Annotated in this window: 17 protein-coding genes; 13 read left to right on the top strand and 4 right to left on the bottom strand. The window is 50.3% G+C overall.

Annotated features, from left to right (window positions below; translation table 11 throughout):
* Positions 1 to 58 precede the first annotated feature (58 nt).
* Complete coding sequence (locus MHI42_RS06520) at positions 59 to 1,114, bottom strand: LacI family DNA-binding transcriptional regulator (protein WP_342423219.1); 1,056 nt, start codon at positions 1,112 to 1,114, stop codon at positions 59 to 61.
* A 220-nt stretch (positions 1,115 to 1,334) separates the two neighbouring features.
* Here MHI42_RS06520 and MHI42_RS06515 point away from each other — a divergent pair, with 220 nt between their 5' ends.
* From MHI42_RS06515 to MHI42_RS06475, 9 genes are all read left to right on the top strand, one after another.
* Positions 1,335 to 3,248, top strand: a complete 1,914-nt coding sequence (locus MHI42_RS06515; RefSeq protein ID WP_342423218.1) for a sensor histidine kinase — start codon at positions 1,335 to 1,337, stop codon at positions 3,246 to 3,248.
* Positions 3,223 to 4,830, top strand: a complete 1,608-nt coding sequence (locus MHI42_RS06510) for a response regulator (protein WP_342423217.1) — start codon at positions 3,223 to 3,225, stop codon at positions 4,828 to 4,830. The genes MHI42_RS06515 and MHI42_RS06510 overlap by 26 nt, the downstream gene beginning before the upstream one ends.
* 64 nt (positions 4,831 to 4,894) lie before the next feature.
* On the top strand, positions 4,895 to 5,809 hold the full coding sequence (locus MHI42_RS06505) for a sugar ABC transporter permease (protein WP_342423216.1): 915 nt from the start codon (positions 4,895 to 4,897) through the stop codon (positions 5,807 to 5,809).
* A 3-nt stretch (positions 5,810 to 5,812) separates the two neighbouring features.
* Entirely contained in the window at positions 5,813 to 6,652 is an 840-nt protein-coding gene (locus MHI42_RS06500) for a carbohydrate ABC transporter permease (RefSeq protein WP_342423215.1), read from the top strand.
* 131 nt (positions 6,653 to 6,783) lie between these two features.
* Positions 6,784 to 8,100, top strand: coding sequence for an extracellular solute-binding protein (locus tag MHI42_RS06495; protein ID WP_342423214.1), 1,317 nt, complete (start codon positions 6,784 to 6,786; stop codon positions 8,098 to 8,100).
* 79 nt (positions 8,101 to 8,179) lie between these two features.
* Complete coding sequence (locus MHI42_RS06490; RefSeq protein WP_342423213.1) at positions 8,180 to 9,829, top strand: hypothetical protein; 1,650 nt, start codon at positions 8,180 to 8,182, stop codon at positions 9,827 to 9,829.
* A gap of 134 nt (positions 9,830 to 9,963) precedes the next feature.
* Complete coding sequence (locus MHI42_RS06485) at positions 9,964 to 10,920, top strand: glycoside hydrolase family 43 protein (protein WP_342423212.1); 957 nt, start codon at positions 9,964 to 9,966, stop codon at positions 10,918 to 10,920.
* A gap of 384 nt (positions 10,921 to 11,304) precedes the next feature.
* The gene (locus MHI42_RS06480; protein WP_342423211.1) at positions 11,305 to 11,751 is read left to right on the top strand and encodes a VOC family protein; all 447 of its coding nucleotides are present in this window, start codon (positions 11,305 to 11,307) and stop codon (positions 11,749 to 11,751) included.
* 214 nt (positions 11,752 to 11,965) lie between these two features.
* Positions 11,966 to 12,373, top strand: a complete 408-nt coding sequence (locus tag MHI42_RS06475) for a hypothetical protein (RefSeq protein ID WP_171716495.1) — start codon at positions 11,966 to 11,968, stop codon at positions 12,371 to 12,373.
* Positions 12,374 to 12,457: 84 nt separating this feature from the next.
* Here the strand turns inward: MHI42_RS06475 and MHI42_RS06470 are convergent, their stop codons facing one another.
* Complete coding sequence (locus MHI42_RS06470) at positions 12,458 to 13,756, bottom strand: hypothetical protein (protein ID WP_342423210.1); 1,299 nt, start codon at positions 13,754 to 13,756, stop codon at positions 12,458 to 12,460.
* Positions 13,757 to 13,974: 218 nt separating this feature from the next.
* On the opposite strand from MHI42_RS06470, the gene MHI42_RS06465 reads away from it, so the two are divergent.
* The 4 genes from MHI42_RS06465 (at position 13,975) to MHI42_RS06450 (ending at position 15,949) form a co-directional block, all read left to right on the top strand.
* The gene (locus MHI42_RS06465) at positions 13,975 to 14,241 is read left to right on the top strand and encodes a hypothetical protein (RefSeq protein WP_342423209.1); all 267 of its coding nucleotides are present in this window, start codon (positions 13,975 to 13,977) and stop codon (positions 14,239 to 14,241) included.
* Positions 14,242 to 14,349: 108 nt separating this feature from the next.
* Positions 14,350 to 14,757 (top strand): hypothetical protein, encoded by a 408-nt coding sequence (locus MHI42_RS06460; protein WP_076245352.1) that lies wholly within the window; start codon positions 14,350 to 14,352, stop codon positions 14,755 to 14,757.
* A 131-nt stretch (positions 14,758 to 14,888) separates the two neighbouring features.
* The gene (locus MHI42_RS06455) at positions 14,889 to 15,104 is read left to right on the top strand and encodes a hypothetical protein (protein WP_039297855.1); all 216 of its coding nucleotides are present in this window, start codon (positions 14,889 to 14,891) and stop codon (positions 15,102 to 15,104) included.
* A gap of 173 nt (positions 15,105 to 15,277) precedes the next feature.
* The gene (locus MHI42_RS06450) at positions 15,278 to 15,949 is read left to right on the top strand and encodes a stalk domain-containing protein (RefSeq protein ID WP_042136296.1); all 672 of its coding nucleotides are present in this window, start codon (positions 15,278 to 15,280) and stop codon (positions 15,947 to 15,949) included.
* Between the two features lie 36 nt (positions 15,950 to 15,985).
* Here the strand turns inward: MHI42_RS06450 and MHI42_RS06445 are convergent, their stop codons facing one another.
* Together MHI42_RS06445 and MHI42_RS06440 are read right to left on the bottom strand one after the other, a co-directional pair.
* Entirely contained in the window at positions 15,986 to 16,591 is a 606-nt protein-coding gene (locus tag MHI42_RS06445; protein ID WP_342423208.1) for a thermonuclease family protein, read from the bottom strand.
* A 39-nt stretch (positions 16,592 to 16,630) separates the two neighbouring features.
* Entirely contained in the window at positions 16,631 to 16,807 is a 177-nt protein-coding gene (locus MHI42_RS06440; protein ID WP_171716491.1) for a hypothetical protein, read from the bottom strand.
* Positions 16,808 to 16,889 lie beyond the last annotated feature (82 nt).

The following is a 16,889-nucleotide window of genomic DNA, read 5'->3' as shown; positions in this document are numbered from 1 at the left end:
CGTTTACAAAGCTGAGAAAAAATTCCCTCGGGGTAAGGGATTTTTCTGTACTAGAACATTACTGCTTCGGCGGCTGGCAGGAATCTCTTGCCACCAGACGTGCCGGGAAACTGATCGTGCTGAAGGTCGGCTGCTGTGAATCGCACAGCTCGATGACCTTCTCGACAGCAGCCTTGGACATTTCGTAAATCGGCAGACGGACGGAGGTCAGCTTGGGATGAATCCGGGAAGCGAGCTGCACATCATCAAACCCCGCGATTGACATATCCTCCGGCACGGAAATGCCATGCTCAGAGAACGCTTCCATGGCCGAAATAGCCATATCATCATTGGAAGAGAAGAATGCAGTCGGCAGCGGGCCGCGGGAATTCAGCAGCTTCTTCACCTCTTCATAGGCGGTTTCCTTGAGGAAATCACCCTGTAGGATGAAATTCTCATTCAGCGCAAGCCCATGACGCTTCAGCGTATCCTCGTATGCCATATAGCGTTCCCGTCCGGAGTACGTGTTCATCCGTCCGCAGATCATGCCAATTTCTTCATGGCCGAGACCGATCAGGTACTCGATGGCCTCAACCGTACCCTCATAGTCCTTGGAATTCACTATAGCCAGATGATTGCGGTCCAGATGCTCCGACATAATCTCCGAAATGTCATAATCAATCAGCACAAGCGGTGAGTCGAGACCGACCATTTCCCGGACAATCTCGATATCCTTCTGGGTGCCGACTATAATGCCGCCGTCAATCCGTTTCTGCAGGAAAGCCTGCTTCACCTTCAGGAAGTCGTCGGGAGAATATACGGTATGAATCAGAACATAACAGCCGCGGGCATTCGCTGTGTCGACAACGGCATCAACGAACGGTGCGAAGTAGTTATTCTGATAGATCCGTGTCGCGTTCTCTTTCTCGTTCATGCTGATGGCAAAAAGCCCGATCGTATCGGTCTTCTTGCCGGCCAGAGCCCGGGCGAAGCTGTTAGGCTCGTACTGATGCTGTTCAATGATCTTCAGCACCTTGGCCCGGGTCTCCTCAGGGACATTGGAATAGTTGTTGATCACACGGGATACTGTGCTTCGCGAAACCCCGGCTAGCTTGGCAATATCTTCGCTTCGCATGGTGTACCCCCTCTATTGTAAACGCGCGTTTATGAACTCATTGTAAAATAAACCGGCGCGAAAATCAATCGTCCGCCCAAATAATTTTGCCTTGAAATATAAGAAAGGTTAGTTATACGCCAAACTTTATCCTTCAATTGCTGGCTGAAAGTAATCCCGCCCTTTGAGGACGGAATAACCGTTTCCACTTGCCGGATTCTCCGATCTGCGTTACAAATAAATGCATCAGGAAAAAAGAGATGCTGGAGAGGACGAAACAGATGATTATACAGGAAATAGATTCGCAGACACGCAGGGAGAAGGAGGGATTGCCATCTTTTATTCGTTAAAAAACCGCCTGATCGCGTTCTTCGTTGTGCTGCTGGTACTATCCTTCGGCACGATGTCGCTGCTGCTGTTCAACCAGTCACGCTCCATTATCCGCTCCTATATCGAATCCTCGGCACTGGAGAAAATGGACGAGTACGGCTCATTTATTAACATGGCCCTGCAGCAGAGCTATGACTTGTCCTCTCTGGTCTACAACAGCGATATCACCCAGAGGTGGGATGCCCAGCTGTCCAATCCGGCTTCAACCGAAGGGCAGAAGATGCTCTCCAATATCACCATGAGCAAGTTCCTGACCCAGACTACCAACAATTATTCGATTGTCTCCTCAGTGACCATCTACCGTCAGGAAGGGATGCGGATCGGTGCCGATAACCAGGTCGTTACGGATGCTTCGTTCAAGCAGGAGACGTGGTACCGCAATTTCATTGAGCACAGCAATCACTGGGTTCCGGCCCATACGGATCAGGTGGAGATTAAAGGAGCCAAGCCGTATGAGGTGGTGAGCCTGCTGCTGCCGATCGGGATTTTTGAGCCGTCGCTGGCCAAGAATGTGATGAAAGTCAACATCAAGGCGGACTTCCTGCTGGAGCCGCTGAATCGTATACACCTTGGTGAAAGCGGTACCATATTTTTGCTCAACCAGCAGGGAAATCCGATTCTGTCACAGCAGGAGTACAGCACTTATCCTGAAGCAGCGGCGGAGGTCCGGCGGGTCCGTGCAGGCAAAGCCGCGCAAGGCGTTGTCTACCTGAAGGATCAGAAGGGCGCCTCACATATTCTGGTCTACAAAAAGCTGGCAATCACCAACTGGCTGCTGGTCGGCTTTGTCTCTGAACAGGATCTGTATGCCAAGCTGTTCAAGCTCCGCAACAGCATTATTGTATTCGCTTCCCTGATGCTGATTGCCGCCTTTGTACTGGCGTACTGGATTTCTTACGGTATTACCAAGCCCCTGTCCCGTCTGGTGTCAGCCATGCGGCATGTCCAGAAAGGGGATTTCGCCCAGGCCGAGCGGCTCACTCCGCCGGAACGCAGGATACGGAACGAGGTTGACTACGCTACCGACACCTTCCGGAGTATGGTCAAGCAGCTGAGGTATCTGATACGAACCGAGTTTGAACAGAAGCTGCTGCGCCAGCAGGCAGAATATAAAGCGCTGCTGATGCAGATCAATCCCCACTTCCTGTTCAATACCCTGGAGCTGATGAGCAGTCTGGCTATCCAGCAGCGGACGAAGGAGACGGTTACGGTCATTGAGTCACTCGGAAAAATGCTCAGGTTCTCGCTGCGCATTAGCGAGGATCTAATCCCGCTGCGCGAGGAGCTGAAGTATGTCCGCTATTATATGTCCATTCTGGACATCCGCTTCGGCCCGGGTCTCGATCTGCGGATCGAAGAGGCGGGGGAGCTTGACGATCTGGAAATCGTCAAGTTCCTGCTCCAGCCGCTGATCGAGAATGCGGTGAAATACAGCTTCATTCACCAGGCGAATGCCAGGGTACGGATCACGGTAAGACAAGATAAGGAGCGGCTGTATCTTGCTGTTGCCGATAACGGCATCGGAATGGCTCCGGAGCTGCTCCGCGAGCTGAATGATCAGGCCATGCGCCAGCAGCTGGAGCAGCTGCTGCAGAGCAAGACCCATCAGATTGGACTGCGCAATGTGCTGGCCAGATGCTGGCTGTATTATGGCGATTTATTCAGCTTCAGGATAGATTCTAGCGAACAGCAGGGCACCAGCATCGAGCTGAGTCTGCCCATTCAGAGGAGGAATGAAGATGTATCGCGTATTGATCGTGGATGATGAACCGGAAATCCGCCAGGGCTTACGCCTGAAGGCGGACTGGGCTGGCCTGAATCTGTCAGTGATCGGTGAGGCAGGGAATGGCATGGAGGCAATGGAACGGCTGGCTTGTGAGGCGGTTGACATCGTAATCACAGATATGAACATGCCTGTGATGAACGGCGTGTCTTTTCTTGAGGATTGCCGCAGGCTCTATCCGGAGCTGAAGCTGATCGTAATTACCGGCTATGAGGATTTTCATTACGCCAGAGCGGCTGTCCGTAATCAGGCGCGTGATTATCTGCTGAAGCCGGTAGCTGCCGATGAGCTGATGGCCGTATTGCAGAAGGTGAAGGAAGAGCTTGACCGGGAGCGTAATGACCGTGATCAGCAGGCCGTAATCCAGTGGCGGCTATCCCAGTATTACATGGAGATGAAAGAGCATTTCCTTGTTCAGCTTGTCAAGGAGGACGTAGAGCAGGTGGATGCGCTGAAAGAGCGTGCCGCACTCTTTGAGCTGGGTGAATGGGATTTGACGGGAATTCATGTTGCGACAGCCGGACTCAGAGAACGGACGGGGGAGGCTCCGCAGCTGCCTGAGCGTACGCCCGGCATGCTGCGCCTGCCGTTTGAACTGCTGGGCAGGGAATTCGCGGGCAGGTACGGCAGCGGCTGCCTGGTGTTCCGCGATCCGAACTACCCCGGACTGGTTCACTATATTCTGCGGGAGGGTCTGACGGATATACCGCAGTTCTGTGCAGATTTGGCTGCTTGTATCTCTGCACATCTGGGCTTTGCTCCGGTCATCGGCTACGGTGGCGTCAAGTACGGATTCCGGCAGTGGAAGGAAGGTTATATGGAGTCGCTTCTGGCCTGGAATCTCTCGGAGAATGCCGCTTATCCTCCGGCTGAAGGAAAGTCCGAGCCCGGAGCAGTGCTTACTGAGGAGCTGACACGGACTCTGCGCCGCCTGCTGATTCAGGGGGAGTGGAGCTGCTTCGGCCAGACGGTCCGGCAGGAGCTTCAGCAGGCCTTCTCCCAGTCACGTTCCCGTTTCGTGAAGCTGATCTTTCAGCTCTATCTGCTTGTGGACGGAGCGGATGGGGCGCCTGCACATGGGAACGGTCATGCCCAGCAGCTGTGGCTCCATCCGGAGATGGTCCATAAGCTTGACTCTGTAGACAAGGCGGAGCATTTCCTGCTGGAGCTGGCCGGACGCGCACACCGTCAACTGCAGGAAGCAGGTGACCCCGATGATTCGGTAATCCGCACAGCGACGCAGTATATCGATAGCAATTACATGTATGATCTGAATTTGACCCAGCTGGCCAAACGGTTCAATTACAATTCGTCCTATTTCTCGGAGCTGTTCAAAGCCAAGGTAGGCCGAAGCTTCATGGCCTATTTGACCGACATCCGGATGGCCCAGGCCACCCATCTGCTGGTGAGCACAACCCTTGGTCTATGGGACATTGCCGAGCTTACCGGATTCTCGAATGCCAGCTACTTCAGCTCCAAATTCAAGAAGATGTACGGGATTGCCCCATCGGACTTCCGCCTGAACCCACCTGAAAAATTCAATAGTGAGCAGCCGAAGAAATAGCATTCAAGCGGGCTGCGCTACTTTCTATAATGAGCCTATATCCATTAAGAAGGAGAAGGCGCATATGAAGACAGCATACAAATCGGCTTTATGGAGAAGGAGCGGCACCGCTTACCTGTTCCTGCTCCCCTGGCTGATCGGCTTTTTCGGACTGACACTTGGCCCCATGCTGGGATCCTTTTATCTGTCCCTGACCAAGTACAACCTGCTCAATGCCCCGGTATGGCTGGGCTTTGACAATTACAGGCACATCTTCACGGCAGACGAATACTTCTACAAATCTCTTACGGTGACTTTCAAATACGTGCTTTTTTCGGTTCCGCTCAAAATGGCCTTCGCCCTTCTGGTCGCTATCGTGTTGAACAAAGGCATCCGGGCGCTGGGCATCTACAGAACGGTGTACTACATTCCTTCCCTGCTGGGAGGAAGTGTGGCGATCGCCATCGTATGGCGGCAGATTTTTGACGGGGAAGGCCTGATCAACCACTTCTTAAGCTGGTTCGGGATTGAAGGTCCGGCCTGGATCGCCCATCCGAGCTACATTCTCTCCACCATCGTTACCTTGTCCGTCTGGCAATTTGGTTCCGCGATGGTCATATTCCTGGCCGGAATCAAGCAGATTCCTGCGGACCTGTACGAAGCGGCACAGGTGGACGGGGCTGGTAAGCTGCGGCAGTTCGGCAAAATAACGCTGCCCATGCTGTCACCGGTAATCTTTTTCAACCTGGTCATGGGGATTATCAACTCCTTCCAGGTGTTTACCCCGGGGTATGTCATTGGGGACGGACGCGGCGGTCCGGTAAATTCAACGCTGTTCTATACGCTCTATCTGTATCTAAAAGGCTTCTCATTCTTCGATATGGGCTATGCCGCCGCTCTGGCGTGGATCATGCTGATCATCATCGGCCTGTTTACCTCGATTGTGTTCGTGACCTCCAGGTTCTGGGTGTTCTACGGCGACGGAAAGGACGGGCGATAAATCATGGATGATCAAAAGACGATATTTAAGCTCGGCAAGCATGGTCTCATCATTCTGTTTGGGCTGCTGATGCTCTATCCGGTGCTGTGGCTGCTGTCGAGTTCCTTTAAACCGAATGAGCTGATCTTCTCTGATCCCGGTCTGTGGCCGGCGAGGTTTACTCTGGAGAACTATGTGAATGGCTGGAAGGGGCTTCAGGGTATCTCGTTCAGCCGCTTTTTCCTCAACTCTGCTACCATCTCCGTGCTGTCGGTGATCGGCAATATTCTCACCTGCTCTTTGGCGGCATACGCGTTCGCCCGGCTGGAGTTCCGTCTCAAGAGTGTGCTGTTTGCCTGCATGCTGGTGACGATTATGCTTCCTTACCATGTGCTGCTGATTCCGCAATATATTATTTTCAGCAAGCTGGACTGGGTGAACACCTACTTACCTCTGATCGTACCGAAATGGCTGGCGCATGACTCGTTCTTCGTGCTGCTGATGATCCAGTTTATCCGCGGCATTCCGAAGGAGCTGGATGAAAGTGCAACGATTGACGGCTGCGGACAAGGCCAGCTGTACTTCCGGATCATTATCCCGCTGCTGGTTCCGGCGCTGATCACAACGGCAATCTTTACTTTTATCTGGACGTGGGATGATTTCTTCAGCCAGATGATCTATTTGAGCCGCATCAATCTGTTCACCGTTCAACTGGGCATACGCTCACTCTATGATCCCTCCGGATCATCCGACTGGGGCGCGCTCCTGGCGATGTCAGTGCTCTCGCTTGTGCCGATCATGACCATCTTCCTTCTCTTCCAAAAGCATTTCCTGGAGGGCATCGCTACGACCGGTTTGAAATAACAGGGCTCTACTGAAATGCAGACCCGAAAAAACCACTAGCGGAGACCCGAAGAAATGAAATTCAACTCCGGTCAAGAAATGATTAGGATGGGAATGCAAGCGATTACAACTATTTTTGGGGGGGCATTTCGATGAGAAAAATCTTAGGTCTTACACTGGCCGCAATGCTGCTGGTCGCAACGACCGCCTGTTCGGGCGGCAATAACGGCAAACCTGCAACCGGCAGTTCAGACACTGCAGAGCCGTCTGTGGATCAGGTCGAGCTACGGATTATGTGGTGGGGCGATCAGAAGCGGGCAGACAAGACGAACGAGGCGCTGCGCAAATTCGAGGAGAAATATCCGAATATCAAAGTGGTCGGGGAGTTCGCTCCAAACTCCGGGTACTTTGACAAGCTGAACACCCAGTTGGCTTCGGGGACAGCACCGGATGTATTTTTCCTTGGAGGCAACGTAACGGATTACGCGGATAAAGGGGTACTGCTGGATCTTCAGCCTTATGTCGGCAAAGAGCTTGATCTGACGGATATGGATCAGACGATGGTGGAATACGGAACGCTGGGAGGCAAGCTGGTTCATATCTCTGCCGGAGCAAATGCCAGAGGGATGGTCATCAACACCGAGCTGTTCAAAAAAGCGGGAATGGACATTCCTGCGGATGGCTGGAGCTGGGAAGATTACGCCAGGATCAGCAAAGAGATCTCCGGGAAGCTGGGCAAGGGCTATTACGGCACCTACAACTTTACTGTTGAGGGCATGGACATCTATATGAAGCAGCGCGGCAAGCAGGTCTATGATATGGAGAAAGACGCACTTGGCTTCGAACAGCAGGATGCCGAGGATTGGTTCAACTACTGGAACGACATGTCTAAAAACGGCGGGATGGTTACACCGTCCCTCCAGGTGTCTAATCCTCCGGGAGATACGAGTAAATCACTGGTGGTCACCGGTAAAGTGGCGATGAGCCTGATTCCGTCCAACCAGTTCGCCGCCCATCAGAATCTGATCCAGGATACACTGACGATGGTTCAGGTCCCGCGGGGTCCTAAGGGAACAGGTGTCGTATTCGAATCCAGCCAGGGCTTGTCCGGGTATGCGAAGACAGAGCATCCGAAGGAAGTGGCCACATTGATGAACTACTGGATCAATGACCCCGATGCCGCGCAGATTCTCGGCAGTGACCGCGGAGTCCCTGTTACCTCCAAGATGCGTGACCTCCTGATGAAGGATGCCACTCCGCTGGAGCAGACCGTATACGACTTCACGAGCCGGGTATCTGAGGCGACGAAGAAAGAGCCTTTTGCCATCAGCTACAATCCGCCAAGCTTCACCGAATTCACCAAGCTGGCTGAAACTGCTGTGCAGGAGATCGGTTTCGAGCAGAAGGATGTGAAACAGGGAGTGGAGGATTTCTATAAAGGCGCTACGCAGATTTTTGGCAGCAAATAAGGAGTTTACCGGAAGCAGACTGCCCGGGCAGTCTGCTTCTCTGTGTAGGGAAGACTGCGAAGATACAGGAGGGAAGTACATGACCAGGGACTTATTACAACAGCTCCGCGAAGTAACGGCTGATGACCGGATTGGAGTGCTCAAGAAGGCGGCGGACCGTGGCGCTATGGAGCAATGGAGGCAGTCGGGAGTTGCTTTTGCCGCCTCATCGGAAGCGATGGAGAATGTCTATTACTCCGGATTGCATAAGCTTATGGATTGTATCGTGCCGATGGACGGCAACGGCCATGTTCTGCACGAAGGAGGTGTCTATCTCGGCAGCTGGCTGGAGAGTACGGGAACCATCAGCGCTGAGCTGCTGTCACGCTTTATGCCGGAGGTGGCGGAAGCGACCTTTTGCCTGTTCGCCGATTATCAGCGTGAGGATGGACTGATCCCTTACAAAGTAACCCCTGCGGGGCCGGCTTACCGTCAGATCCAGATGGTGACCCCGCTGGCCCGGAGTGTCTGGAATCATTATGTGCAGAACGGACGTAACAGGATGTTCCTCAGCTCGATGTACCAGGCGATGAGCAGATTCGACGAGTGGCTGGCCAGCTGGCGCGATACACGAGGAACAGGCTGCGTGGAGGCCTTCTGTACCTTTGATACCGGACATGATCTGTCCCCGCGTTTCTGGCATATTCCCGATACGCCACATCTGGACGATGCGGCGCAATGTAACCCGGATTCACCACTGCTGCCTTTTCTGGCCCCAGATTTAACGGCCAATGTCTACTGCCAGCGGCTGTATCTGTCCCGAATAGCAGAGGAACTTGGAGAGGATGGAACCGTGTGGGATGCCAAAGCTGCGGCCAGCAGACAGAGCCTCTTCAGCCATTGCTATGACGAAGAAGATGAGTTCTTCTATGACCGTGACCGCGGAGGCCGGTTTGTGCGTGTACAGTCGGATGTGCTGCTGCGTGTGCTGGCCTGCGAAGTGGGAGACCGCGATTTCTTTGATGCTGCACTCCGGCGTTATTTGCTGAATACCAGCAAGTTCTTCACCAAATATCCGTTCACCTCCATAGCGATGGACGACCCCCGGTTTGATCCGTTCTCCAGCTACAACACCTGGGGCGGCTCATCCAACTTCCTCAGTATCATCCGCGCGGCGCATGCCTTTGAGCATCATGGGCGTTATGTCGAGTTGACCTGGGTAATGCTGCCTATTCTCGCTGCGCTGTCGCGGATGACACGATTTGCCCAGACGTTAAGCCCTTGGACAGGAGAAGAGGGCTATACGGAAACGTATTCTCCGGCCATTCTGTGCCTGCTGGATTATGTGGAGCGGCTATGCGGGATTATGCCGGTTGCCGGGGAGGAGCTATGGTTCACCGGACTGCTTCCTTATGATATGGATCATGGCCAGGAGGTGGCCCATGAGATAGGATACCGCCGGGCGGTAGATGGAGCAGTCTATGAGCTGATCACTACCCGCCAGGGGGCGATAATCTACCGGGACATGGAGGAGTACATGGCCTTTCCGTTTGGAGTCCGCGTAATCACGGACCGGAGCGGACAGCTGCTGAAGCTTATCGGGATGAGTATCCGCGAAGTCGGGGGCAGCATCTGTTATCAGGGCAAGAGCCTCCCGTTCACGATTAAGGGCAATGAACAGCTGGAGTATGCGGATGGCGGATTCAGGAGCATCAGCGATATAGGAGTGGTGCTGCCGGAATACCGGTAATTAGGTTGAACTTTACGCATTCGCTCCTCCAGTTCCAATATTCACCTTTGTTCCTTATGACCTAGTGTACTTTCCTAAGTACACCTTATATAAATATTGGCTTGCAGCGTGTGTGGTAGAAAGGAGAGTTAGAAATGATAGATAACAACAGCTTACAGATCAGAGATCCGTTTGTGCTGCCGCTTGCCGGACAAGGACAAGGACAAGGACAAGGACAAGGACAGGGACAGGGACAGGGACAAGGCCAAGGACAAGGACAAGGACTCTACTATTTGTATGGCAGCACCGACAGCAATATCTGGGGCAAGGGAACGGGATTCGACGCCTACACAAGCAAGGATCTGGAGCAATGGGAGGGACCATTCCCGATATTCCGGCCGGAGGCGGATTTCTACGCCGAGCAGAATTTCTGGGCTCCGGAAGTCTATGCTTACGGCCAGAGCTACATCATGTTCGCCACCTTCCGGCGCAAAGACAATGACCTGCTGGGGACGGCTGTGCTTGCTTCGACACATCCGCTTGGTCCGTTTACCCCGCATAGCGAAGGGCCGGTGACCCCGAAGGACTGGAGCTCCCTGGACGGAACGCTCTATATAGATAAGCAGGACCAGCCATGGATGGTCTTCTGTCATGAGTGGCAGCAGACTGGAGACGGGGAGGTCTGCGCTATACGGTTAACGGAGGACCTGCGGAGTGCGGAAGGAGGGCCGGTTATTCTATTCCGGGCATCGGAAGCCCCATGGTCAACACCGTTTGTATCCAAGCGGTATGCGGATCAGCTCAATTATGTAACAGATGGGCCATTTCTGTTCAGGTCAAGTGACGATGATACGTTGTATCTGCTATGGGCCAGCTTCATTAATAACACCTATGCGCTGGGCATTGCCCGTTCCGGGAGCGGTGAGATAACCGGACCGTGGATTCATCAGGAGGAGGCACTCTATCAGAAGGACGGCGGACACGCGATGGTATTCCGGACCTTCGGCGATAAGCTGATGCTGGCGATCCATACACCGAATCAGACTCCCGACGAACGGCCGGTATTTCTGGAGCTGGAAGAGAGCGGCGGTGTGATGAGAATGAAGGAATAGGTGTTGGAACGCTTTTAAGCAATCTGATTCCACCAGCTCTACGCCGGACACCGTGCCAGAATGGCAGGTTGTCTGCTAAGAGACGCTCGCTTCATGTTTAACTGTATTTTGTACAACTAAAACGGGCAATTTTTGCCCCGTGGGAGTTTTAGCTGCACTTCATACAACTAAAATTAACAGCTACGCCCCAAACGAACACTTTTCTCAATCTTAGTTGTACAGAATACACTTATCCTAGCTCATCCGGCTTTTCGCCGTCTTTTAACTGCACGAAATACAACTATTCCTTATGTAGTAAGTATAAAACCTCGTTGCGAAGGGAACGTACGTTTTGCTATAGTGGCCTCATGATTAATGATTTTACTATAGAGGAGATGTATTCCAATGCAGCTGGGTTGTACGTATCTAATCGTCCGTGATATGAAGGGTTCCATTGCATTTTATGAAGCGTTGCTGAATATGAAAGCAGATTCCCGCAAGCTGGAGCGTTGGGCACAATTCCACTGCGGGAACACACTCGCGTTATGGAATCCGGAATTCGATAAGGAATTGATCCGCACGAACAGCGATGTGTCGGAGCATTTTAATGAGGCGTATTTGAATTATAAGCAAGAAAGTGAGGTTCGATACGGGAATAATGTGATCCTTAACTTCAATGTTACTGATTTGAATGCAGAGTATGAGCGGGTGAAGTCACTGGATATCGGAGCAGTATCTGAGATTTTCTATATCAATGTTGTGCGGCCTTATCATTGCTTCATGATTGAAGACCCGGATGGGAATCTAATCGAAATCACAGGAGATTATCATACAGAATCTATTAAATTCTAAATATTTACAAGGGAAAATATACCTGATATATTAAAAATGCTCATATAGACCGTTTTGAGAGGGAAGGAGACTTGCTTATAGACTCCAATCTGCCGGATAGTGTGAAGTGCAAATAGTCTGCTGCTCTGTTGAGCCGGACTTCGCCAAGCGAGTGCTGTGCGTTTCGTTCAGACCGATTCCCCTATACCCAAAGAATTAAGGAGGATATTAATAAATGCGAAAATTAAAAACATTGATCGTGTTTCTCTTCGCAGCAAGTTTCTTGTGGGTCTCCGCTCCTTCTGCGCATGCCCTTTCTCTGGCGCCGGGATTTAATTCGCCAGTAACTCTTACTCTGCAGCCGGGACAAACCACATATTTGCTCTGTACAGCCTCCGCCAAAACGATTAAAGCCGTTGTAGAGAAGCAATCGGATACGGGTAAAGTGACGGGTCCCTATTACTTTAATATTACCAACCGCGGCCAAATCCAAATGGGCACAATGAGTGGTGCCAGTGCTGTACAGGATCTGTATTTCAGCTATTGGGACGGCAGTGCCGGAAATGCGCTGCTCTACCTGAATGCAACGGATACTACGGTTCCCATTCAGGTGAAAGTGACCTTTTATAATTTAAGCAATTAGTATAATAGAGCTAGCGATACGCTGCCAAAAGAAAAAAGATTGCTATTCCATTGCGGAGTAGCAATCTTTTTAGGTTATAAGAGATTATTCAATGTTAATGCTCCATTGTCCGTCTGCTTCAACGGCAAAGACATAAATCCCGTCTGATTCAATGCTTTCGGCCGTAGAGCCCGAATAGTTGCCAACTTCATTGACCAGCAGGAGACTGTCATTCACCTTGACAACAAAATTGGATTCTCCTACATGCTTGGATGTGAACCGGGTCAGCTTGCTTTGCAGCCTCGCAAAAACAACATCATTCCCCTTGCCGGTTAATTTGACCGGAGCGCTCTTAATGTTATCAGGTATGCTCTGAGTAATATCAGCCTTCCATGAGCCATCTGATTCTACATTCAGCATGTATTTCCCGTCTTCCGGAATCACCACTAAGGATTTTCCCTTGTAAGGTCCAATTTCATTCACCAGCATCTCCTTGGAATTTCCTGTTTCATCGTATAGATAAATAACGAAATTCGAATCGCCAGCATCTGTTGCTTCCACAATTGCAATACCGCTCTTTAAATTGAAGAAGTCAGTAGCCTGATCGCTTTTTCCTTTGAGATGAATGATATCATCAGGTGCTGCCACAGGCTCAGGTGCAGCTGATGCAGCCGCAGCTGATGCAGCCGCAGCTGATGCAGCCGCAGCTGATGCAGGTATACCTTGGTATAAAGGCAACAACTCAGTATATAGTTTCTCAACAGTTGCCTTGTCATCCTTTTGTATGGCAATGGCCATTTCCTTAAATTTGCTTTGATTTTCTTTAGTTAGAAACTCAAGGCTTTTGAGAATAACTTCTTGAGCTTCGTCTCTAATTTCTTGGGACAGGTCTTTTTCCAGAAAATTCTTGGCCAAATTTAGTGCTCTAGCTCCAAATTCCTGATCTAAATCGGAATACGTTACAATTTCCCCGCCTTCTGCCGGTTCTACGGTCGGGACTGGTGTTGGCGTGGGATCTGGGTATCTGCTAACCACTGACGCCGGGATAACTCCCCCTATTTTCGTGAAAAGCTTCTTCACATTTTGTATATCATCTTTCTCGATAGAGTCAGCGATTTCCAGGTAAGTATATTTATCCTCTTCACTTTCTCTGGCCTTCACCCGGATCTTCTCGGCGATATCCTTGGATGCTTCAGTATTCCAGGAACTGGTGCCAAAGCTCTCTAGGTATTCCAGCGTCTTATCCTCCACTGAATAATTTGCAAGCGGCGGCGTAGGAGTAGTAGTAGCAGTTGCAGTTGCAGATTGGGTAACATCGGCAGGAGAACCGCCACATCCAGTTATTGCAACCGGTAAGCACAGCAGAGCAAAAGCCATAGTGATCTTAACTAAATTTGTTTTCATAAGTAATTTCCCCCAGATTCGTAATAAAGCAAAATCATTATAGCGAAAATGGATTATTATTACTATTAATTTTAATAGAACTCTAAATAGAACTCTCAATAGAACTTTAAATTACCCCATCTCCCCCGGCAGCTTTGTCACATGACTCATTTACAAATAGTTCCACAAGAAATATGCTATGCTTATTTAATACTGAGTAATCACAAGGAGGACAACTGATGAAAGGGGCTTACCTGAAGTATTTTGGCGTGGCGATCATCGTGCTGGGGGTATTTGCTTGTATTCCAGTGGGATTCCACTTGGGCGGTGTGCTTGGTGTTGTAATCTTTCTCGCCGTTTCCTGCATAGCCGGTATGTTTTTTATTGGCTTTGGTGAACTTGTCTATTCCCTGCAGCGCATTGAGCTGGAGATTGCCGGGGAACGTCCGCAGTATGATCCTTTGACCGGACAATCTCAGGTACCACCCAAAGATAACAGCCGCTAATCAGCCGCTGATCATGCATGCACAGTTTGAAATTTAATCTGATTTGTCCAACCTCATAAACTCCTCTAGCATATTCTATGAGTAGAAGATTAGAGAGGAGGAATCACCATGGCAACGATTATCGACACAGGGGCCAGTACTGCGACAACGGGCAGTCAGACTGTATCTATTCCAATTCTTTCACCTGCGGGCAATTTGATCTTGGCCGAGTTTGGCCTTGCTACTGTAACTTCGGGGGTTGTATTACTGAGTGCCTCCATCGGATTTCAAACTACGCTCGGCGTACCCAATGTGGTCTTCACATTGTACCGGGACGGGCAGCCCATCTTCAATATGGGCTCCAGCGGCCTTGCGCTTTTGGCCATTCAGCCTATTACTATTGCTTATATGGATAGAAGTGTACCCGCTGGTTATCATGCATACAGCTTGGGTGTCGCCAATAACAGTCTTAATATCCTGCTCAATGCAGCCAGTGTTACGGGACCCGTGACATTCTCAGGAACCTCCATCGGATAAAAGAAATGCATAGAACAAACCCGCTGAACTCCGGTCCGGCGGTTTTTTTGAGTGTATATACAATTTGTTCCAAAGCAATTATGATTTACTTAAAGATTCTGAATTATATACGAGGAGAGGGGCTGTAAGAAATGATGGCAACAGGTTTTGGGTCATTGCTTGCCGGTAGTTTTAGTATATTTTTCTTTTTAGTCTGGCTGGCATGTCTGGGGCTCGGTATTTATTTATTCGTTCTGGTAGTGAAGCTCGCGCGCAGAGGAATTGTTGCATTGGATCTGTACAATCATGCCAAGAATCTGGAAATCCGCAACCATTACGAATCCGTTCACAAAAAAGATGAGTTCTAAATGATACATAGCGGCATTGGAATTGGAATTGGAAGTATGGATGCCCTGCCGGAAGGCGGGGTGTTTTTTTGTATTTCGGCGGATTCTCAGCCATTTGCATATTATGGTAAGATTTATTATACTCCCAGTATGTAAGTTTTAAATTTGAAATACATGGAGAGGAGTTTGATCGGGTGAAAAAGAAATTAACCGCTGCGCTGACTGTTTTTGCTGTACTTGGAGGAATGGGGACGGGGGTATACGCCGGAGCCAATCTGCAGGAGATCAAAGCTTTTCTGAACCCGGGAATTAAATTCAAGGTAGATGGCCAGCCTGTGCAGCTGAAGAATAGCAGCGGTGCAGTGATCGCTCCGATTTCTTATAAGGATACTACGTATCTGCCAGTCCGGTCTGTGTCGGATCTGCTCGGAGTTACCGTTAAATTCGATGCCGCCTCCAATACCATTTCATTAGGCGAGCAGACGGAAGGAGTCTCCATTGCAGCCGGTTTTGACTCCTCATACCATACCAAAGATCCTGACAAAACTGTCTATAAAGATAAGGACTATAAAGATGTCCATTTCGATAATGGCAGCGGCACTCGCGGCAGCTCGTTCATGCTCTACCCGAACAAGAAATATCAGAAGCTGTACATTCAGGTAGCGGCGATCGGCACTGATATTAAAGACTTTACCGTGCAAGACAGCGATACGGATACGGTGCTTAAGAAGCTGAACATTACCCCTGAAGAAGGGCTCGTAACCGTAGAGGTGGACATTGCCGGAGTAAGCTCTATCTATGTAACCGGAGACGTACAAGACGGCTCATCCATGTTCGTTCCATTGACTACTTCCTATTATAAATAACTATAGAAGAACCCGGGAGACTTTTGTCTCTCGGGTCTATTTTTTGTTGGCAGGGGTAGCTGTGACAGAAGTGTCGTATCCCCGGTCGGTCACATAATTCTCTATGCTCCAAATCCCCAGCTTCGCAGACTTAGCCTTTTTCTCAGTGGCTCTGAGCTGATCCACATATTTCACATCCGGCGGATACACGGCAACCCTGGCCAGACCCTCTGCGACCAGCATTTCATTCACCATCTCATCACCGAGATAGACATAAGCCAGAACCCGGCCGTATTGATCACGTTCAGACACATCCATTTCGACCCTAACCGTTTGCCCGTTCAGAAGCTCCATTAAGTACTCGCTGGCCTCAGGGCCAAAGGGCTGAACCGGTGTATTGGCGCGCTTGGTTTCAGGAGTATCAATGAGCAGGAGCCGGATTTTGTCTACCGAACCATCTTCGAACTTAACTTTGAAAGTATCTCCGTCGGTTACCGATAGAACTTCTGCCTGAGAAGGATATGTAAGAACAATTGTGTCCAGTGTTTCAAAGTTATTGTCCGGTTCATCTTTCGACAGGACAGCTGTCACCAACGAAATCGTAAGAGCAAATACAATCAAGCCGTACCTGGTAAGCTTCTTACCGTTATTAGATTGGAACATGTGTTAATGACTCCTTTGCCGTGAATATATCATTCCGGTTCACTCAGCCGGAGGATCTTTTGGATCATTCTTAGATTTGCCGGGTCTAGAGAAAACAACTCCAAAGGCAATACCCAAGGCTATGCCCAAAGGCAAATTATCAAAAGCCATCCAAAACACTATACCAAAGCATAAGCCCAGGGCGATGCCTTGGGAGGAGTCTTTTTTCTTATCCATATCCATGTCTCCTTGAATAGATGTAATTAAATCAATCAGCTGATTGGCGGAATAGCATAAAGGGTATTATCCGGTAAGCCTG

The sequence above is a fragment of the Paenibacillus sp. FSL E2-0178 genome (assembly GCF_038593005.1).
GTDB lineage: Bacteria > Bacillota > Bacilli > Paenibacillales > Paenibacillaceae > Paenibacillus_AQ > Paenibacillus_AQ phytohabitans.
This window is presented reverse-complemented; position numbering and strand designations above follow the sequence as displayed.

What these genes read in the sequence shown, in the direction of transcription:
- MHI42_RS06520 (WP_342423219.1), bottom strand. Translation starts at nt 1,114, where the DNA reads ATGCGAAGCGAAGATATTGCCAAGCTAGCCGGGGTTTCGCGAAGCACA.
- MHI42_RS06515 (WP_342423218.1), top strand. Translation starts at nt 1,335, where the DNA reads ATGCATCAGGAAAAAAGAGATGCTGGAGAGGACGAAACAGATGATTAT.
- MHI42_RS06510 (WP_342423217.1), top strand. Translation starts at nt 3,223, where the DNA reads ATGTATCGCGTATTGATCGTGGATGATGAACCGGAAATCCGCCAGGGC.
- MHI42_RS06505 (WP_342423216.1), top strand. Translation starts at nt 4,895, where the DNA reads ATGAAGACAGCATACAAATCGGCTTTATGGAGAAGGAGCGGCACCGCT.
- MHI42_RS06500 (WP_342423215.1), top strand. Translation starts at nt 5,813, where the DNA reads ATGGATGATCAAAAGACGATATTTAAGCTCGGCAAGCATGGTCTCATC.
- MHI42_RS06495 (WP_342423214.1), top strand. Translation starts at nt 6,784, where the DNA reads ATGAGAAAAATCTTAGGTCTTACACTGGCCGCAATGCTGCTGGTCGCA.
- MHI42_RS06490 (WP_342423213.1), top strand. Translation starts at nt 8,180, where the DNA reads ATGACCAGGGACTTATTACAACAGCTCCGCGAAGTAACGGCTGATGAC.
- MHI42_RS06485 (WP_342423212.1), top strand. Translation starts at nt 9,964, where the DNA reads ATGATAGATAACAACAGCTTACAGATCAGAGATCCGTTTGTGCTGCCG.
- MHI42_RS06480 (WP_342423211.1), top strand. Translation starts at nt 11,305, where the DNA reads ATGCAGCTGGGTTGTACGTATCTAATCGTCCGTGATATGAAGGGTTCC.
- MHI42_RS06475 (WP_171716495.1), top strand. Translation starts at nt 11,966, where the DNA reads ATGCGAAAATTAAAAACATTGATCGTGTTTCTCTTCGCAGCAAGTTTC.
- MHI42_RS06470 (WP_342423210.1), bottom strand. Translation starts at nt 13,756, where the DNA reads ATGAAAACAAATTTAGTTAAGATCACTATGGCTTTTGCTCTGCTGTGC.
- MHI42_RS06465 (WP_342423209.1), top strand. Translation starts at nt 13,975, where the DNA reads ATGAAAGGGGCTTACCTGAAGTATTTTGGCGTGGCGATCATCGTGCTG.
- MHI42_RS06460 (WP_076245352.1), top strand. Translation starts at nt 14,350, where the DNA reads ATGGCAACGATTATCGACACAGGGGCCAGTACTGCGACAACGGGCAGT.
- MHI42_RS06455 (WP_039297855.1), top strand. Translation starts at nt 14,889, where the DNA reads ATGATGGCAACAGGTTTTGGGTCATTGCTTGCCGGTAGTTTTAGTATA.
- MHI42_RS06445 (WP_342423208.1), bottom strand. Translation starts at nt 16,591, where the DNA reads ATGTTCCAATCTAATAACGGTAAGAAGCTTACCAGGTACGGCTTGATT.
- MHI42_RS06440 (WP_171716491.1), bottom strand. Translation starts at nt 16,807, where the DNA reads ATGGATAAGAAAAAAGACTCCTCCCAAGGCATCGCCCTGGGCTTATGC.